We start from the raw sequence: 18228 nt of genomic DNA, 5'->3' as shown, positions 1-18228 counted from the left end.
TGGTGGGGTACAACAAAGATGAGATAAGAAGATGGCAGGCGATGTAGGACTCGAACCTACAACCCTCGGTTTTGGAGACCGATGCTCTACCAATTGAGCCAATCGCCTATGGGTGTAAAGGACAGCATTATACAATATTTAGCATAGAATGCAAGCCTTTAGCGGTAAAATTATTAGTTTTACCTGATTTGTCACTTAACTAACAGAGTTATCGTACTAACAGTGTTTTAACTTTCGCTAAAAGTAGATACTCGTTTTAAGTGCAGCGCTAATATAACAATCTATGAGATAGATTACAATACATTGTATAGTAAATAAGTGACTGGTCTCATCGGCTAAACTAACGATTCTATATCTCAGCTAAGCTATTACTTCATTCAACTACGACATCACACACAACGCAACCCACAAAAAAAGCCACCCTAAATAGGGTGGCTTTTTTATGACTAGCTCATAAGCTCATTACTGAGACTTAATGATTAGTTCAATACGTTAGCAACAACACCAGCGCCTACAGTACGGCCACCTTCACGAATAGCGAAGCGAAGACCTTTGTCCATAGCGATTGGGTGGATAAGCTCTACGCCCATCTCAACGTTATCACCAGGCATTACCATTTCAGTACCGTCTTGTAATTGGATTGCGCCAGTTACGTCAGTAGTACGGAAGTAGAACTGTGGACGATAGCCGTTTAAGAATGGTGTGTGACGACCACCCTCTTCTTTTGACAATACATATACTTCAGCGTCAAACTTAGTGTGAGGCGTGATTGAACCTGGCTTAGCTAGTACTTGGCCACGTTGTACGTCTTCACGCTTAGTACCACGTAGTAGTACGCCACAGTTTTCGCCTGCACGACCTTCGTCAAGCAGTTTACGGAACATCTCTACACCAGTACAGGTAGTTTTTTGAGTGTCACGGATACCAACGATTTCGATCTCGTCACCAACTTTAACGATACCAGATTCAACACGGCCAGTTACTACGGTACCACGACCTGAGATTGAGAATACATCTTCGATTGGCATTAGGAATGCTTTGTCGATGTCACGCTCTGGCTCTGGGATGTAGGTGTCTAGTACGTTTAGTAGTTCTACTACGGCTGGTTGGCCATATTTGTCTTCTGAGCCTTTTAGGGCTTCAGTAGCTGAACCTTTAACGATAGGCGTGTCATCACCTGGGAAGTCGTAGTCGTTCAATAGTTCACGAACTTCCATTTCTACTAGTTCTAGTAGTTCTTCGTCATCAACCATGTCACATTTGTTCATGAATACGATGATGTACGGTACGCCAACCTGACGTGAAAGCAGAATGTGCTCACGAGTTTGTGGCATAGGGCCGTCAGTTGCAGATACAACTAGGATTGCGCCGTCCATCTGAGCGGCACCAGTGATCATGTTTTTAACATAATCGGCGTGACCTGGGCAATCTACGTGGGCATAGTGACGGCTGTCTGTGTCATATTCTACGTGTGAGGTGTTGATGGTGATACCACGTGCTTTTTCTTCTGGTGCTGAGTCAATAGACGCGTAGTCTTTTGCTTCGCCGCCAGAGGTGATTGCAGCTACGGTTGCGATTGCAGCGGTAAGGGTGGTTTTACCATGGTCAACGTGTCCGATGGTTCCGACGTTGACGTGTGGCTTGTTACGTTCAAACTTGGCCTTTGCCATGGGTATTTCCTCTTTTTTTGGGGTCCAAGGCTCAACTCATATAAATATGATAATTGAGGTGTTCTTGACCACATTAAGATAATTGTTAAAAGGGTGCACATACTAATGTGCAGATATTATAAGAAAATTGCGACCAATAACAAGTCTTTTAACAAGTTATTGGTCTATTCTTTAGTGACAATACACAGATATACTCTATATTGTCACCTTCAGTAAGCTTTATTTACTCGTCATCATCTTTAGAGTTGAACTTAGAGATGATCTCAGCAGCAACTGATTTTGGAATTTCAGCGTACTTTTGGAATTCCATAGAGTAAGTTGCACGGCCTTGTGACATAGAGCGCATTTGAGTGGCATAGCCAAACATTTCCGCTAATGGTACTTCAGCACGAATCTGTTTAGTACCGCCAGGTAGATCTTCCATACCCTGTACCAAACCACGACGACGGTTAAGATCGCCCATGATGTCGCCCATGTAATCTTCAGGCGTTTCAACTTCTACTTTCATTACTGGCTCAAGTAGAGCTGGGTCAGCTGCCATGAAACCTTTTCTAAAGGCCATAGAACCTGCCATTTTGAACGACAATTCATCAGAATCGACGTCATGGTAAGAACCATCATACAAGGTCGCTTTTACGCCAACTACTGGGTAACCAGCAAGTACGCCGTTTTTCATGCGCTCTTGGATACCTTTATCAACGGCACCGTGGAATTCTTTTGGTACTGTACCACCAACAACTTCTTCAGCGAATTCGTATTCAGTGTCACCAGCTGGATCAAGTGGTTCAAGACGTAGCCAAACATGACCGAACTTACCACGACCACCAGTCTGACGTACAAATTTACCTTCTTGTTCAACCGTGTTACGAATCGTCTCACGATAAGCAACCTGCGGCGCACCGATGTTTGCTTCAACGTTGAACTCACGCTTCATACGGTCAACTAGAATCTCTAGATGTAGCTCACCCATACCACTGATGATCGTCTGGCCAGATTCTTCGTCAGTGTGTACACGGAACGAAGGATCTTCTTTTGCCAAACGGCCAAGCGCGATTGACATTTTTTCTTGGTCAGCTTTGGTCTTTGGCTCAACTGCTAGAGAGATAACTGGATCTGGGAATTCCATACGCTCAAGTGTGATCACGTTTTGCTCATCACATAGCGTATCACCAGTAGTCACATCTTTCATGCCGACTAGAGCTGCGATATCACCAGTACGGATTTCTGGAAGCTCTTCTTGAGAGTTTGCCATCATCTGTACGATACGGCCAACACGCTCACGCTTCATTTTAACTGGGTTATAAACACTGCTACCCTGCTTCATCACACCAGAATAAACACGTACGAAGGTTAAGTTACCAACGAATTTGTCATTCATGATTTTGAATGCTAGTGCTGAGAAAGGTGCTTCATCTGATGCTTCACGGCTGCCTTCGCTTTCGTCTTTGTCATCAAGAATACCTTTAATAGCAGGTACGTCGATTGGTGCTGGTAGATACTGAATAACAGCATCCAACATCTTCTGTACACCTTTGTTTTTAAAGGCAGTACCACAAAGAAGTGGGATGATTTCGTTATCGATAGTCAACTGACGAATAGCGGTATGAATTTGCTCTACGCTCAATTCACCGTTTTCTAGATATTCGTTCATCAACTCTTCGTTGGCTTCAGCAGCGCTTTCTACAAGATGTTCACGGTACTCGTCCGCTTTGTCTTGTAGTTCAGTTGGGATATCACGCTCTTCGTAGTTCATACCTTGAGACGCTTCATCCCAATAGATGGCTTTCATAGTAACTAGGTCAACAACACCTTCGAAGTCATCTTCTTTACCAATTGGGATAACCAATGGTACCGGGTTACCACCCAAACGAGTTTTGATCTGTTCAATAACACGATAGAAATCAGCACCAACACGATCCATTTTGTTTACAAATGCAAGACGTGGTACTTTATATTTGTTTGCCTGACGCCATACGGTCTCAGACTGTGGCTGAACGCCGCCTACTGCACAGTAAACCATGCAAGCGCCATCAAGTACACGCATAGAACGTTCAACTTCGATCGTGAAGTCAACGTGACCTGGGGTATCGATGATGTTAATACGGTGTTCGTCAAACTGCTTGGCCATACCTGACCAAAAACAAGTTGTTGCGGCTGAGGTAATAGTAATACCACGCTCTTGTTCTTGCTCCATCCAGTCCATGGTGGCTGCGCCATCATGTACTTCGCCAATTTTGTGGCTAACACCGGTATAGAATAAAACACGCTCAGTAGTGGTTGTCTTACCAGCATCGATATGCGCTGAGATACCAATATTGCGATAGCGTTTTAGGGGAGTTTTACGAGCCATAGTGTTTTCCTAGGAAAAGTCGTGTATATAATAATGTATTGTGTCTCTACCTCATACTCTATGACAAAGCGTTCAGCTTCGTAATATTACTTACTGATTATTGAGCCTAATGCGGACAAAAACAGAGCAAATACTAAGAATAGTGTGGCATCAAATTCGGGATGCTCTCTAATAAAAATTTTATTTTCAAAAGAAACATCTTGATAGATTTCCGCCATCTCAGTTAATAAATGAACTTACTATACAACTGGATAAATGATGGCGGCAATCAATAGAATAAACAACAATGTAAGACTAGTTGGCCTAAACCATTAGTCTCAAGCTACTGTTAAAAAGTAGCTTAGAAACGGTAATGCGAGAATGCTTTGTTGGCATCTGCCATGCGGTGAACTTCGTCACGCTTCTTCATAGCAGCGCCTTTACCATCAGCGGCGTCATTCAATTCGCCAGCTAAACGCAAAGCCATTGATTTTTCAGAACGCTTAGCAGCAGCTTCAGCTAACCAACGCATAGCCAAGGCAGTACGACGGGAGGGGCGTACTTCCATTGGTACTTGATAGGTTGCACCGCCGACGCGGCGAGCTTTTACTTCTACCATTGGGCGTACATTTTCAAGCACTTCTTCGAAGAAAGATACTGGATCTTCAACTTTACGCTTCTCACTTACTGTCTCAAGTGCACCATAAACGATACGCTCAGCAGTAGATTTTTTACCATCACTCATTACATGGTTGATGAATTTTGCAACAGTTTGGCTACCAAACTTAGGATCCGGTAGGATCTCACGGGCAGCAACGACGCGACGTCTTGGCATAATAAATTTCCTTGTCTTCAGGAGTGTCTAACATTCATAACATCAACTATGTTTCTTAATAAAAAATAGCAAGTTATCAGTTAGCCTTACTGCATGGTGGTATGTTTCGAGCATACACGACTTATATAAAAGTAATGTGACTACTGACACCAAACCCATGCACAGTTATTGGGTAGTGCAAAAAGCTTATTCAATAACGTTTAGTTATTAAACTTTAGGCTTCTTAGCACCGTATTTAGAGCGACCTTGCTTACGGTCTTTAACGCCTGCGCAATCTAGTGCACCGCGAACAGTGTGATAACGTACACCTGGTAGATCTTTTACACGACCACCGCGGATAAGAACAACACTGTGCTCTTGTAGGTTATGACCTTCGCCGCCGATGTAGCTTGATACTTCATAGCCTGAAGTCAAACGTACACGACATACTTTACGCATGGCAGAGTTAGGTTTTTTTGGCGTGGTAGTATATACACGAGTACATACACCGCGACGCTGTGGGCACGCTTCCAACGCAGGAACTTTTGACTTTTCCTTGATGGTTTTGCGACCTTTACGAATCAATTGGTTAGTTGTTGCCATAAGGCATCCTTCTCCCGTTTGGTATAAAACAAAAAAATGGGCCAATGCACCATCTATCTGACAATATTTGCAGATTTCGGGGCACCCATTTTTAGGACAGTGTATTATAAAGAGTTGTTGCTGCTATTTCAACCACTTATCTATGGTTTAACTTTACAACATTTGATGATATGCATCCAGCCTGACGCTATGCCGTTTTATAAATTTTTAACTAAAAAATAACTCAATAAATAAAGCAGATAGGTCAGTCTCAAGCTGGATTTACAGAAGATATTAAAAACTGCTCGATAATGCATATGTTGTGATGGTTGCTCTAGTTTTCAAGCTTTTTATGAAATCTAAACAAGTACCAATGTGAATACTGATATTTATGCAAGCAGATTGCTTATTATAGATAATACGTTATGGATACTATAGTGATGATTCCATGCTGACTGGGTATGTAACCAATATCAGCATGGATATTGATACTTATTTGGTCTTTTTATCAGATGTTTGCTTATCCGATAGCTTATCATCACTATTGTCTTTATCACTATCTGTTTCATTTTCACCCTTCGTATTTTGCTCTGCAGTGTTGTCACTATCGCTTGCTTTTTTTACTTCAGCTTCGCTACTGCTATCATCAGTAATGGCGCGATTGACCATTTTCGCTTCTGGTGCAAAAGTCGCTTGAGCAACGCCGATAACCTCGTCGATTAATTGACTATTGTAATGCACCCCTACCGCTACTGCAGTGATAGGGATAAAGCGGCGAACCCATGATAGATCGATCTGGTCAAGATCAATGCCTACTTGACTGGCAATGCTATCTATTTGCTCGGCATAATAGTTCACATTTTTATTTTTTAGACCTAAGTTTTTGAGCTCACTATGTAATCCACTGCTTTGAGCATTGTCAAGTAAACCTTTACCAATACCCATACCTGCTAACAATGCTTGTTTTTCTTGCATTTTGCTCAGGTCTGCACTGGAAAGTAGCTCATAAGCCATTTTTACGCCTTGCTTACCTGTTAATGGCTTATTGTACACAGATGCGATTTGATAAATCGTACGTAACGAGACCAATAATAACCATAATGTATCAGCAAGCAATCCTGGCAATCCAGCCAGACCAGTTATGCCGCCAATTGCTGCAAGCGCACGGTTTTGGTTGGCGATATCTGTCGCTAGCGCATAGCGCTCTTCGTCATCTAAGGTTGCGATATTGGCAAATCGGTGCTCATCCGGTAAATCTAACTGACTCCAGCTCGATGCAAGGTTAGCTACTTGGGCAAATGCACTATCAACTGTCGACTGAAAAAAACTATTTGGTACCACTTTTTTGGCGTACTTGCCATACATAGCAAAGCGTGGTCCTAATAACTGTTGCGTTGCTTTTAGCGTCTGTTCACGAAACAAGTCTTGTTGATAGTCTTCATCCCCTAAATCTACCGCTTTGTATTGACGCGGCTTGCCTGTTTTGGCATTGACGTTATCAATCATAGCGCCCATACGCTCTAGGTTGTTCCGAGCAAAAGAGCCAATAGTATTGATGCTTTTAGAAAGAGTACTACGCTTTGCCATCGTGATGTCCTTAATGTGATGAATATGGTAATTGGTTTTGTTTTAATAATAGTCAAGCTGTCATTCTAGCCAGCCGCTGTAACCTTTGTCAGTGCGAACAATGTTATCACGGTCACAAATTTTGTATCTAAAAGTATAATTGAATTTTTTATCACTTATCCATGGCTTTTAATTCATTTACAATATTTTCGCTGATTTCTATCTAACGCCAATAAATCTATTTAGCAAAGACCGTCTGTGAACATGTATTTGTTAATAAGCCTTAACGACAAGGGGCGGTTAGTCGTTTTTTTACATTTGCTCAAAGATTTTCAGCGCTTGATACGTTATCATGTGCCGTAATTGAGAGCATAATTGTACACTGAGTTAATATTACCTTTAATAGACTGTTAATAGAGTCTAGTTACCTAAATTCGTGCTATCGTTATCTCTTCTACATGAACTACTTTTTACTATAATGCTCACATTAATTCATCGTTAAATATCATATATAGATTTGCAACGATTATTGCAACCAACTGCTAGCAAGTCGTTACTTATAAGGAATAGCATATGCGCCGCGTCGTTATCACTGGAGCAGGGATTGTCTCTTGTATCGGACATGATTTAGCCACCGTTACCACTGCTCTCAAAGAAGGACAGTCTGGCATTACATTTAATGAGGCTCATGCCGAGCATGAATTCAAGTCACACGTGAGTGGTAGTATCAACCAATCAGACTTAGATACCAGCGGTATCGACCGCAAACTCAAACGCTTCTTTAGCGATGCCAGTTTGTATGCTTATGTTAGTGCCTTGAATGCTATTGAGCATTCAGGGTTATCACTTGAGACCATTAATAATAACCCACGCGTAGGCGTTGTCGCCAGCTCAGGTGGCGCATCAACAGAAAATATCGTAAACGCCGTAGATGCTATGCGCGAAAAAGGTTTACGCGGTGTCGGTGCGATGGCCGTACCCAAAACTATGGGTAGCTCAGTATCAGCAGCCTTAGCCACAGGTCTAAAAATCCAAGGGGTCTCCTACTCGCTTTCTTCTGCTTGCGCGACCTCGACCCACTGTATCGGTCATGCTGCCGAACTTATTCAATTGGGCAAAGCTGACGTCATACTGGCTGGTGGTAGCGAAGCTGAACACTGGACGCAGTCTTGTATGTTTGATGCGATGGGTGCAGTCAGTACGCAATACAACGACACGCCAACACTTGCTTCAAGAGCTTATGACAAAGATCGTGATGGTTTTGTCATTGCTGCTGGCGGTGCAATGGTAGTAGTTGAGAGTTTAGAGCACGCACAAGCACGCGGTGCTAATATATTAGCTGAAATCGTCGGCTACGGTGCTAGCTCTGATGGTGCAGAAATGGTTGCCCCAAGTGGTGAAGGTGCCGTGCGCTGTATGCAACAAGCCCTAGCCGAAGCTGGTCTAGAAAGCGTTGATTATATCAACAGCCACGGTACGAGCACACCGCTAGGCGATATCACAGAACTAAAAGCAATTGCCAAAGTCTTTGATAATGACATCAGTAAAGTACCTGCTATCAGCTCTACCAAATCCATGACAGGTCACAGCTTAGGTGCTGTCGGTGCTCAAGAACTTATTTATTGCTTATTGATGCTACAAGAGAGCTTTATCGCACCAAGTATCAATGTCGATAACCTAGATCCTGCAGCTGAAGGCTTCGATATTGTCACCCAGATGCGTGAAACTGACCTTGATACCTTGATGAGTAATAGCTTTGGCTTTGGTGGTACTAATGCTACGCTAATCATAAAAAAATTCGACGGTTAAATGATGCCTGTACCAAATCAAAATATAACCAGCCAGATAGACTCTGCCCCATCGCCAGCTATTAACTCTAGCTGGCGTTTTGGTGATTTATCTGCTGCCGAGTTGATGACCCATCTACAACACCATTTGCTCAATCAAGATAATGAAGCAAATTGGCAGCTTGTTTGGCTAAATAACCATAAGCAACCAGTCATTGGTCTGTTACCGAAAGTCAGCTGGTCTGTGTATCCTACTGATAAACAGCGCTCTAGCAATCTCTACAAAGTGGTTAAAATCTGGCGTGGCGATGGCCCTAACACTAGCAAATCTATCACGGCGTCTTATATAAGCTATCTAGACTGGCAAGATGAGCTGATTGCTTACAGCAAAATTTATGATACCAATAGTGACAATTCAAAAAACATAAATGTAGAAAATGCGAATTTAGAAAATGCAAATCCCGGTTATCATCACGGTCTAATAGGTTTTATTGGTTACGATATTGCCGCTCATGAATTAAGCCCTACAGATAGTATCGAATTGGCACAGCAGCCTTGTGCCTCATTAGGTCATTATGATATTTATCTCACCCATATAGCTGATACAGGTTGGGAGCTCACTAGTCATCAAACCAATAAGTATTCGGATGACACTACCGACAGTGAAGCACAGCAGAAGCTTTTGACTGCTCTTATATCTTCTCTAAACGAGTTAGATCACAAGTTGGTTGAGAAACACCTTTCTCAAACACTATCTGAAACCGCATCCAAGGTAGAGCCTATTGTTCTAACTGCACAATGGAGCAAGCGTGACTATCAGCAAGCATTTGATCGTACTCAAGACTACCTACAGCAAGGCGACTGCTATCAGATCAATCTGACGCAAAAGTGGTCTGGCAAACTACCGTATAACAATGATACTAACCAACCAACAGTCGCGCTTATCGATTATCTCCCTGCGCTGCATTACAATACAAAAGCCCCTTTTGCAGGTTACCTGAGCGTTGATGACTATACTGCCAAACACTTAAGTGAAAGTGGCAGCGATGCCACAGGTGATAACCGATTTGAATTACTAAGCTGCTCACCTGAATTATTTTTTACCTTTACAAAAGACAGCGATACTGGCAAACATCATATCTTAACCAAGCCTATTAAAGGCACCATGCCGCGTAGCCTCGATCAAGATCAAGATGACGCTCACAAACAACAGCTGATCGATAGTGAGAAAGATCGTGCCGAAAACGTCATGATCGTGGATTTACTGCGTAATGATTTGGGCAAGTATGCCAAGATCGGCAGTGTAAAAGTACCACAGCTATTCGCGATTGAGAGCTTTAGTAATGTTCATCATATGGTCAGCACGATCATCGCTGAGCTAAAAGCGAATACTCATCCGCTGGCAGTGTTGTTCGGTAGTTTGCCTGCTGGCTCCATCACAGGTACACCCAAAAAACGCGCTGTTGAAATCATCTCTGAACTAGAGACCTCAGCTCGCGGTGCCTATTGCGGCACGATGGGTTATATGAATTTTGATGGTAGTGGTCAATGGAATGTGCTCATTCGTACGCTACAGGCCAATGCATCGTGGAATGATGAGGCTGTCAGCGAAAGACATCTCAACCTATGGGCTGGTGGCGGCATCACGGTTGCATCAGATTGCGATGCCGAATACCAAGAGTGCTTGGACAAGGTAGGTAATCTGCTAGCGGTGCTGGCTAAAAAATATAAATAATTGTACTGCGCTTTTTCTTATGACCCAAAAAAGCCTGCTCACGTTGCGTTAGCAGGCTTTTTCAATACTTCTTAATACATCTATTACTTCTTAGTACATCTGTCTAATCATTACGATGTGCGCGTTGATATAAGTATTGAAAACACTGTATTAATCACTAGTAACGCTGTTATCGGCATGCAACACTGTCAAAGCCTCAATCAAACGGCTGTTCTGCTCTGCTGTACCAATTGTAATACGCAAGTACTCATTGATACGCGGTTTGTCAAAATGACGAACGATAATTCCTTGCTCACGTAACGCACTTGCCACTCCACTAGCATCACCGCCTTTTGGGCGGACAAAGACAAAGTTGGCATGTGACGGCAATACGTCATAGCCCAATGCTATCAGCGCTTCTGTCAATGACGTACGCAGGTCGATGACTTGTTGACGAGTCTGCTCGAAGTAGTCCACGTCTAGCACACTCGCCGTCGCTCCAGCTTGTGCCAGCTTATCTAACGGATAACTATTAAAACTGTTCTTCATACGCGTCAATGCTTCAATCAATGACGCATTGGCAAAAGCCATGCCGACACGTAAACCAGCTAATGAGCGTGACTTTGAGAAGGTTTGTGTCACGATGATATTGTCACATTCATTGATCAGACTTACTGCTGATACTTGAGTCTCTGACTCTCTCTGAGAAAAATCAATATAAGCCTCATCGATGACAATGACGGCATTGGAGTGTTCGCTGGCAAGCTTACGAATATCAGCAAGCGATAATAGCAAACCAGTTGGTGCATTCGGGTTGGCGATGATGATACCGCTACAAGGCTGGCGGTACGCATCAGGGTCGATACTAAAATCTTCTTCTAGGGGTATCTTAACAAGATGTACACCAAAGGTCTGTGCATAGACAGGATAAAAGCTATAGCTGATATCAGGTGACAACAGTGGACGCTCTTTTAGGAAGAAGCTGGCAAATATAAGTGCCAACACCTCATCTGAACCATTACCAACAAACACTTGGTTGATATCTAGATCATATGACTGTGCCAATGCCGCACGCAAATCATTAGACTCGGGCGCTGGATACAAGCGCAGCTCTTCTGCTTGCTGCGTCAATACCTTGGCAATTGCCTCTCCTACTTTTGGCGACGGTGGAAACGGGTTTTCATTGGTGTTCAGTTTGCACAAATTGTCATGCTGTGGCTGCTCGCCCGGTACGTAAGGTGACAAATTGCGTGCTTTAGATGACCAAAGTCTGGTATCTATCTTTGACTCACTCATAAATTATCCTGCTAATTAGTCAGACAGACTATTAAATACATATTAAAAGTAAATAAGAAAACGCTCAAATATATTTTACTGGTAACGATAACGTGCTGAGCGTGCATGGGCTTCTAAGTCCTCACGCTGCGCTAAAATATCAGCCGTCTCAGCCAATGGCTTGCTGCCAGCTTGGGTACAATAAATAATAGATGATTTCTTTTGAAAGTCATAGACACCTAACGGCGAAGAAAAACGCGCTGTACCAGACGTCGGTAACACATGGTTCGGACCTGCACAATAATCTCCGATAGCCTCAGGCGTGTGACGTCCCATAAAGATAGCACCGGCATGACGAATATTATCTAATAGCGCATCAGGGTTATCAACAGAGAGCTCCAAATGCTCAGGAGCAATACGATTGATCAGTGCCATGCCTTCACTACGGTCTTTTACTAAAATAAGCGCACCGCGGTTCTGCAACGAATCGCGTGCGATATCTGCTTTTGGCAGCTCAGCCAGTGCTTTTTCGATCTCCATTGCCACTTCTTTAAGCTGATCTTCGCTAGTGGTCACAAAGATAGCTTGAGCAATGCGATCATGCTCTGCTTGTGACAATAAATCCATCGCCAGCCAATCGGCACGATCTTGTGCTTCACCCTCTGCGTATACCAGCACCTCTGAGGGCCCAGCAATCATATCAATACCCACCTGACCAAATACCGCGCGTTTGGCTGCTGCGACATATTTATTACCAGGTCCTGTGATTTTGTCCACGGCTGGAATGGTTTGGGTACCGTAAGCCAACGCTGCTACCGCTTGTGCGCCACCAATAGTAAAAACACGGTCAACTTGTGACAAATGTGCCGCCGCCAACACTAGAGGATTAAGCACGCCTTTGGGTGCTGGCACGACCATGATAACTTCTTTGACGCCAGCGACCTTGGCAGGGATAGCATTCATCAATACCGACGAAGGATAAGAGGCCAAGCCACCTGGGACATAAATGCCAACACGATCAAGTGACGTAACCTTCTGGCCCAAACGGTTACCCAGCTCATCCTCATACTGCCACGTTTCTTGTACTTGACGCTCATGAAATGTCTGCACTCGAGTCGCAGCTGTAGTCAGTGCTGCCTTTACTTTATCATCTAGGCTGGCAAATGCCTCAGCCAGCGATTCTTTAGAAAGCTCTAACTCTTGCATCGCTGTTGCTGGGTGATGATCAAATTTCTGGGTCAACGCCAACACGACGTTATCGCCATCAGCACGTACTTGTGCGATGATGTCATCAACGGTATGTAATAATTCAGAGTCGTTAACCGTTTCAAAAGCAAGCAATTGTGTCAACTGACTATCAAAATCGGCATCTTGGGTACTTAACTGGCGCATGACCTAATCCTATATCTGAGCATAAAATACTTCTAAAAATAAATGAGGTAAACATAACTAATGTATGCTTAATTTTTATAAAATTATGGCTTATTCGCTGTCTTCTAATGTAGAGTTTACTTATATTTTATTTTTTGGCAAGCCAAGACAACAAAACCAGTTTAGCACGCTATATCTATCATAGAGCGCCAAACTGGTTTAAAAATTCGTATAACCGTGCTTTATATTACCAATGATCAACACCGGTCTATTAGGCATTTGCAATACTGTCTTTAAAGCTATCTAAAATTGGTTCTAGCAGGGCAAATTTGCGCTTGTAGCTGACCTGATTAACAATAAGACGTGATGAGACATCACAGATATGGTCGCGGGCTTCGAGCCCATTCGCACGTAGCGTATTACCAGTATCTACCACATCAACAATCAAATCACCCAGACCCACCAACGGTGCAAGCTCCATCGAGCCATACAGCTTGATGACATCGACTTGCTGACCTTGGCTTGCAAAATAAGCGCGCGCCACATTCACATATTTGGTCGCGATGCGTAGGCGACGATTGGGTAGTGGCGCATCTTTCACACCAGCAGTCATCAGCTTGCACTGAGCAATTTTTAGATCAAGTAGCTCATAAACATGATTGGCACCATGCTCAAGCAACACGTCTTTACCCGCCACACCAAAATCAGCTGCCCCGTGCTCGACATAGGTCGGCACGTCACTGGCACGCAAAATTAATACACGCACATTTGGGTTTGATGTCGGAAAAATAAGTTTGCGAGAGGCTTCAGGGTCTTCTAGTAAGTCAACGCCAGCTGCACGTAACAGTGGCATAGTTTCTTCTAGAATACGGCCTTTTGACAACGCTAAGGTTAGACCTGAAAACTCATCGTTTACTTCGTTTAATAAACCACTGGCTGGTAAAGGTTTGCTTGTCTCAGTCATAATGACATCATGTCCATGTACGGTTGATACCTCCCCCCAATTAAAAGTAGTAAGAAGGTAAGGAGGTTTTGATTTATAGCGTAATGTGCCCAAAAGTTAGCATCAATCTAGTGATACTAATCGTTGGTATTCACACGCTGAATATTGACACCCAGGCTACGTAGCTTTTCTTCGACATGCTCATAACCGCGATCAATATGATAAATACGGTCGATTAAGCTCTCGCCTTCTGCAGTTGCAGCCGCCATCACAAGTGACATAGAAGCACGTAAATCTGTTGCCATAACAGGCGCCGCAGTGAAGTTCTCGACACCTCTTATCACTGCAGTATGACCATCAACTTGGATAGACGCACCCAAGCGATTAAGCTCAGGTACATGCATGTAGCGGTTCTCAAAAATGTTTTCGATAATGGTGCTGGTACCATCAGCCAGACAGCAAATCGCCATCAACTGGGCTTGCATATCTGTTGGAAAACCTGGATGTGGCTGAGTGCGAATATCGACCGGCTTTGGACGGCCTTTCATCTGCGCGCGAATCCAGTCATCACCTGTCGTAATCACTGCGCCCATCGCTTCAAACTTCTCAAGTACAGGATGTAATAACGACGCTGTAGTATTTTTAGTCAATACATCACCACGCGTCATTAACGCACCAGCAAGGTATGAGCCGGTCTCAATGCGATCAGGTACGACTGAATACTCACAACCGTGCAGGCGCTCAACGCCTTCGATGGTCATGGTTGAAGTACCGATACCGCTAATCTTAGCGCCCATAGCGACCAGCATATTGGCCAAATCAACCACTTCTGGCTCTAACGCACAGTTGCCTAGCACTGTTGTGCCGTTGGCCAGTGCCGCTGCCATGATGACGTTCTCAGTACCACCAACGGTAACCATGTCAAATGAGAAGTTACAGCCCAAAAGCTTGCCGCCTTTAGGTGCTTGTGCTTTTACATAACCGTTTTCTACACTGATTACTGCACCCATCGCTTCAAATGCTTTTAGATGCTGATCAACAGGACGTGAGCCAATCGCGCAGCCACCTGGCAGTGATACTTCGGCTTCACCAAACCGTGCCAGCAATGGACCTAACACCAGTATCGAGGCACGCATGGTTTTTACTAAGTCATACGGCGCATAAAAGTTATCAATGCTTTTTGTATCGCAAGTGACGGTATCATCCTGCTTTTGGATATCGATACCCATACCACCGATCAATTCAATCAATGTTCGCACGTCTTTTAGTGACGGTACATTATGCAATGTCGTTGGCGTCTCAGCCAGTATCATAGCAGCAAGTAACGGCAAAGCGGCATTTTTGGCGCCTGAGATAGTGACTTCCCCTGCGATACGACTACTACCAGTGATTAAAAATTGATCCATAAAGGTGACAACCTAGCAATGAGTATAAGAAATTATGAAAACCAAATTTATGAAAAGCGTCTATTAAAAAGATGCATTCTATAATACTTGGTCATGTATACAGCTATTTAATTAGCCTTTTGACTGAGCGTCCCACTCAGCAGGCGTTAGCGCTTGGATATTGAGGGCATGAATATCGCCACTCGCAATCTTATCATTGACTAGCGCATAGATAGCTTGCTGGCGTTGAACTGCACGTTTGCCTTCAAAGCTGGCATCAACCACGCGTACATCAAACTTATTACCTTGGTTGGCAGCTTGAATAAAAGCGTCTGGGAAGTGAGTCTGTAAAAATGCGATCAAATCGTCAGCGTTCATGCTCATAAATATTCTGCCTTAAAATTTAGAATAGGGTGTAGATTTAAAGTGGTGACATTATAACAAGAGTTTGCCTGTCTTACAGCACTGTCTTGCTCAAGTACATTGCAGTGCTCGAGCAAGACAATAGAGATGAGGTTGCACGTAACTATTGACACCGACTGCGTCTATATAGACTATTTGAGCGTTTCGTCTAAATACGCTAACACTTGCGCACGCACATCATTGACCCAGCGCAGCGGCGGCGCCATTGCGCCAATACTGGTGGCATGACTTGCGCCTTCGATTTCACCAGTCTCGACCGTGACACCTGCTTCTTTGAGTGCTGCTGTCATCTTGGTCGTATTGCTTTCATAGACTATTTTGTCTTTTTCTGCTGTCAATAACAGATATGGCGGCTGAGCACCTTTAATCTGACGATCCGGCATCACTTGATCTGGTGTGGCATCTGGAGCAAAGGCTGTCGCACTATCGAATTTACGAAAGTCATAGCTATAAGGACCTGCAATACCAACCACCGCTGCTATGTCTGTGGGCTTCATACCGTAAGGTGCCAAGAAGTCTTCATTGGCAATGGCGGCAACCGCATTGAACGCGCCAGCAGAGTGACCCATGACAGCGACACGTGATGGATCAGCATGTAAGCTTTCGGCGTTTTTTACACTCCAAGCAATTGCTTGGGCTGCATCTTTGACATAATCAGGATAAACATGCTCAGGGGCTTTGCGGTAATTAATTACTGCGGTGACATAGCCTGCTTGCGCCAAGCTTTGACCGACAAAGGCATATTGCTCTTTGTTGCCACTCTCCCATGAACCACCATGCACAAACACCACCATAGGGTAGTTATTGCTAATAGTGCTTTGTTCTTTCATGGCCTTTGCCAAAGGCTTAGGATAATAAATATCCAAGTCTTGTAATGGCTGATCACCATATAAGATGTCTTTGCTAACACTGACACCGCCACTAGAGGTAATGCCGTTGACGATAGCCAGCGGTGAAAATGCCTGTGCATTTTGTGTGGCTAGCGCAATACTACCGAACACTACTATCATCGCCCCACCGAATTTTAGCGTGCGACCTTTGTTGCTAGCGACATGACCATACGTACCTGTATCACTGAACGTATCTCTACTGGTGCTATCACTCTGTTGTGTGTGGTTTTTTGAATCCTTCATTGCCAGTATCCTATTATATTTATTAATAATGCGTAACGTCATTGCAGCTATTGTTTTATCCATTGTCTAAAAATGCGTTGCTACTTAAATATATCAGCGACCAATATGCTGTCTGTGCTACTTTTTACTATGAATATAGTACCTACTGACCCAATATTTCTCGTGCTCTTACTGTTATCTCTATTTAGGCTTATTGTGATTAAATTAAAAAATCTATTAGCAATACGAAGTTATCAGCAATACATAGAGCTATTGAAAACAGATACAGACAACCTGTTTTTATCTGTTCGTTTTTAGCCACTCATCGCTATGACTGAACAGCATGCGGTAAAATGTCGCGCATTAGCTGAGATACTTTATGGTTCTTTATAGAGCTCAATATAAGGACTCGATGAGGGTTGAGTAACAGTATTCCCATCTTCTGTGACGACTATAGGCGTTGCCGTGCTGACCGCCGTATCTACAATCACTGGTGTGGTAGTAGGATTGGCTAGGTTGTTTTCATACATAATATCGTCATTATTTATTTTTACGCCTGTGTTGTCGACTACCGTCGTTAGCAATACAAGTTCGGTGACACCAACCGTGCTGTTGGCAATATCGATCAGATGGCTCTGCTGAGTGGGTGTCATCCGCCCCATGATATACACCACACCATTATTGGTAACGGCTTTGATCTGCGATGCTTTCACGCCATCACTAGCAGCTACCTTTGCCAGTAGCTTTGAGGTGATGTAACCATCATGCACAGTTGAGCTGTAGCCCTTTGACGCACTTACTTCCATCTCGTTATAGACACGGCGCACATCTGGCATAGAGCTGATGACTTTTTCTACTTCTACTTTGAGCGCTTCAGTAGGTACTTCACCCGTGAGGAGCACTTCACTGTTAAAGCTATCGATACCCATACGACTGCTCTGCTGCAAGTCTTCTTTTAGACCATAGACATTGATCTTGGCGGTGTGTTCGATACTACGATCGAGTAGCCGCTGCGGAATCGTGCGCTCAGTCATTGGTACACCATAGGTCCCCTCTGTACTGTTGGTCAGATAGTTTGTGGCACAGCCCGTACTAGCAACACAGGCAGCAACCATAATACCTGTCGTGATACGACGTGAGGAACCAAAAATAGCCGTGCGCAAATGCATCCGTGTCATTACTTACCTCTTAGAACCTGATGGTATAAATTCAATAAATTTATATTTAATGGTGATGTGCTAAATTTTTTCAGTAGGC

Annotated in this window: 14 protein-coding genes and 1 tRNA gene; 2 read left to right on the top strand and 13 right to left on the bottom strand. The window is 43.7% G+C overall.

The window, feature by feature from the left end; all coding sequences use genetic code 11:
* Nucleotides 1–32: 32 nt before the first annotated feature.
* The 6 genes from AC5JPO_RS10355 to AC5JPO_RS10330 all read right to left on the bottom strand — a co-directional run bounded on the left by AC5JPO_RS10355 (nucleotide 33) and on the right by AC5JPO_RS10330 (nucleotide 6982).
* Nucleotides 33–108, bottom strand: a tRNA-Trp gene (locus AC5JPO_RS10355).
* 371 nt (nucleotides 109–479) lie between these two features.
* Nucleotides 480–1670, bottom strand: coding sequence for an elongation factor Tu (tuf, locus tag AC5JPO_RS10350; RefSeq protein WP_319050997.1), 1191 nt, complete (start codon nucleotides 1668–1670; stop codon nucleotides 480–482).
* A gap of 223 nt (nucleotides 1671–1893) precedes the next feature.
* Nucleotides 1894–4020 carry an elongation factor G gene (gene fusA, locus AC5JPO_RS10345; RefSeq protein ID WP_319050998.1) on the bottom strand — a complete coding sequence of 709 codons (2127 nt, stop codon included), beginning with the start codon at nucleotides 4018–4020 and terminating at the stop codon, nucleotides 1894–1896.
* A gap of 340 nt (nucleotides 4021–4360) precedes the next feature.
* Nucleotides 4361–4834: a 30S ribosomal protein S7 gene (rpsG, locus tag AC5JPO_RS10340; protein ID WP_057761735.1), complete on the bottom strand. Its 474-nt coding sequence runs from the start codon at nucleotides 4832–4834 to the stop codon at nucleotides 4361–4363.
* 207 nt (nucleotides 4835–5041) lie between these two features.
* Nucleotides 5042–5416, bottom strand: coding sequence for a 30S ribosomal protein S12 (gene rpsL / locus AC5JPO_RS10335; RefSeq protein ID WP_011281154.1), 375 nt, complete (start codon nucleotides 5414–5416; stop codon nucleotides 5042–5044).
* Nucleotides 5417–5887: 471 nt separating this feature from the next.
* Nucleotides 5888–6982 (bottom strand): EcsC family protein, encoded by a 1095-nt coding sequence (locus AC5JPO_RS10330; protein ID WP_443526984.1) that lies wholly within the window; start codon nucleotides 6980–6982, stop codon nucleotides 5888–5890.
* Nucleotides 6983–7534: 552 nt separating this feature from the next.
* Between AC5JPO_RS10330 and AC5JPO_RS10325 the strand changes: the two genes are divergently transcribed.
* Together AC5JPO_RS10325 and AC5JPO_RS10320 are read left to right on the top strand one after the other, a co-directional pair.
* Entirely contained in the window at nucleotides 7535–8770 is a 1236-nt protein-coding gene (locus tag AC5JPO_RS10325) for a beta-ketoacyl-ACP synthase II (RefSeq protein ID WP_443526985.1), read from the top strand.
* Nucleotides 8771–8773: 3 nt separating this feature from the next.
* A complete protein-coding gene (locus AC5JPO_RS10320; RefSeq protein WP_443527043.1) occupies nucleotides 8774–10483 on the top strand; it encodes an anthranilate synthase component I family protein in 1710 nt (569 codons plus the stop codon).
* Between the two features lie 150 nt (nucleotides 10484–10633).
* Here the strand turns inward: AC5JPO_RS10320 and hisC are convergent, their stop codons facing one another.
* The 7 genes from hisC to AC5JPO_RS10285 all read right to left on the bottom strand — a co-directional run bounded on the left by hisC (nucleotide 10634) and on the right by AC5JPO_RS10285 (nucleotide 18149).
* Nucleotides 10634–11758 (bottom strand): histidinol-phosphate transaminase, encoded by a 1125-nt coding sequence (hisC, locus tag AC5JPO_RS10315; RefSeq protein WP_443526986.1) that lies wholly within the window; start codon nucleotides 11756–11758, stop codon nucleotides 10634–10636.
* Between the two features lie 75 nt (nucleotides 11759–11833).
* The gene (hisD, locus tag AC5JPO_RS10310; RefSeq protein WP_443526987.1) at nucleotides 11834–13129 is read right to left on the bottom strand and encodes a histidinol dehydrogenase; all 1296 of its coding nucleotides are present in this window, start codon (nucleotides 13127–13129) and stop codon (nucleotides 11834–11836) included.
* Nucleotides 13130–13379: 250 nt separating this feature from the next.
* Entirely contained in the window at nucleotides 13380–14072 is a 693-nt protein-coding gene (gene hisG, locus AC5JPO_RS10305; RefSeq protein ID WP_319051004.1) for an ATP phosphoribosyltransferase, read from the bottom strand.
* Between the two features lie 116 nt (nucleotides 14073–14188).
* The gene (murA, locus tag AC5JPO_RS10300; RefSeq protein ID WP_443526988.1) at nucleotides 14189–15457 is read right to left on the bottom strand and encodes a UDP-N-acetylglucosamine 1-carboxyvinyltransferase; all 1269 of its coding nucleotides are present in this window, start codon (nucleotides 15455–15457) and stop codon (nucleotides 14189–14191) included.
* Nucleotides 15458–15568: 111 nt separating this feature from the next.
* Entirely contained in the window at nucleotides 15569–15820 is a 252-nt protein-coding gene (locus AC5JPO_RS10295) for a BolA family protein (RefSeq protein ID WP_058025509.1), read from the bottom strand.
* 170 nt (nucleotides 15821–15990) lie between these two features.
* A complete protein-coding gene (locus tag AC5JPO_RS10290) occupies nucleotides 15991–16992 on the bottom strand; it encodes an alpha/beta hydrolase (RefSeq protein WP_443526989.1) in 1002 nt (333 codons plus the stop codon).
* Nucleotides 16993–17348: 356 nt separating this feature from the next.
* Nucleotides 17349–18149: a BON domain-containing protein gene (locus AC5JPO_RS10285; RefSeq protein ID WP_443526990.1), complete on the bottom strand. Its 801-nt coding sequence runs from the start codon at nucleotides 18147–18149 to the stop codon at nucleotides 17349–17351.
* Between the last annotated feature and the right edge of the window lie 79 nt (nucleotides 18150–18228).

Source organism: Psychrobacter sp. H25 (assembly GCF_059076335.1).
This window is presented reverse-complemented; position numbering and strand designations above follow the sequence as displayed.

Bases quoted from the DNA above. Each gene is read 5' to 3' on its own strand.
- tuf (WP_319050997.1), bottom strand. From the start codon at position 1,670: ATGGCAAAGGCCAAGTTTGAACGTAACAAGCCACACGTCAACGTCGGA.
- fusA (WP_319050998.1), bottom strand. From the start codon at position 4,020: ATGGCTCGTAAAACTCCCCTAAAACGCTATCGCAATATTGGTATCTCA.
- rpsG (WP_057761735.1), bottom strand. From the start codon at position 4,834: ATGCCAAGACGTCGCGTCGTTGCTGCCCGTGAGATCCTACCGGATCCT.
- rpsL (WP_011281154.1), bottom strand. From the start codon at position 5,416: ATGGCAACAACTAACCAATTGATTCGTAAAGGTCGCAAAACCATCAAG.
- AC5JPO_RS10330 (WP_443526984.1), bottom strand. From the start codon at position 6,982: ATGGCAAAGCGTAGTACTCTTTCTAAAAGCATCAATACTATTGGCTCT.
- AC5JPO_RS10325 (WP_443526985.1), top strand. From the start codon at position 7,535: ATGCGCCGCGTCGTTATCACTGGAGCAGGGATTGTCTCTTGTATCGGA.
- AC5JPO_RS10320 (WP_443527043.1), top strand. From the start codon at position 8,774: ATGCCTGTACCAAATCAAAATATAACCAGCCAGATAGACTCTGCCCCA.
- hisC (WP_443526986.1), bottom strand. From the start codon at position 11,758: ATGAGTGAGTCAAAGATAGATACCAGACTTTGGTCATCTAAAGCACGC.
- hisD (WP_443526987.1), bottom strand. From the start codon at position 13,129: ATGCGCCAGTTAAGTACCCAAGATGCCGATTTTGATAGTCAGTTGACA.
- hisG (WP_319051004.1), bottom strand. From the start codon at position 14,072: ATGACTGAGACAAGCAAACCTTTACCAGCCAGTGGTTTATTAAACGAA.
- murA (WP_443526988.1), bottom strand. From the start codon at position 15,457: ATGGATCAATTTTTAATCACTGGTAGTAGTCGTATCGCAGGGGAAGTC.
- AC5JPO_RS10295 (WP_058025509.1), bottom strand. From the start codon at position 15,820: ATGAGCATGAACGCTGACGATTTGATCGCATTTTTACAGACTCACTTC.
- AC5JPO_RS10290 (WP_443526989.1), bottom strand. From the start codon at position 16,992: ATGAAGGATTCAAAAAACCACACACAACAGAGTGATAGCACCAGTAGA.
- AC5JPO_RS10285 (WP_443526990.1), bottom strand. From the start codon at position 18,149: ATGACACGGATGCATTTGCGCACGGCTATTTTTGGTTCCTCACGTCGT.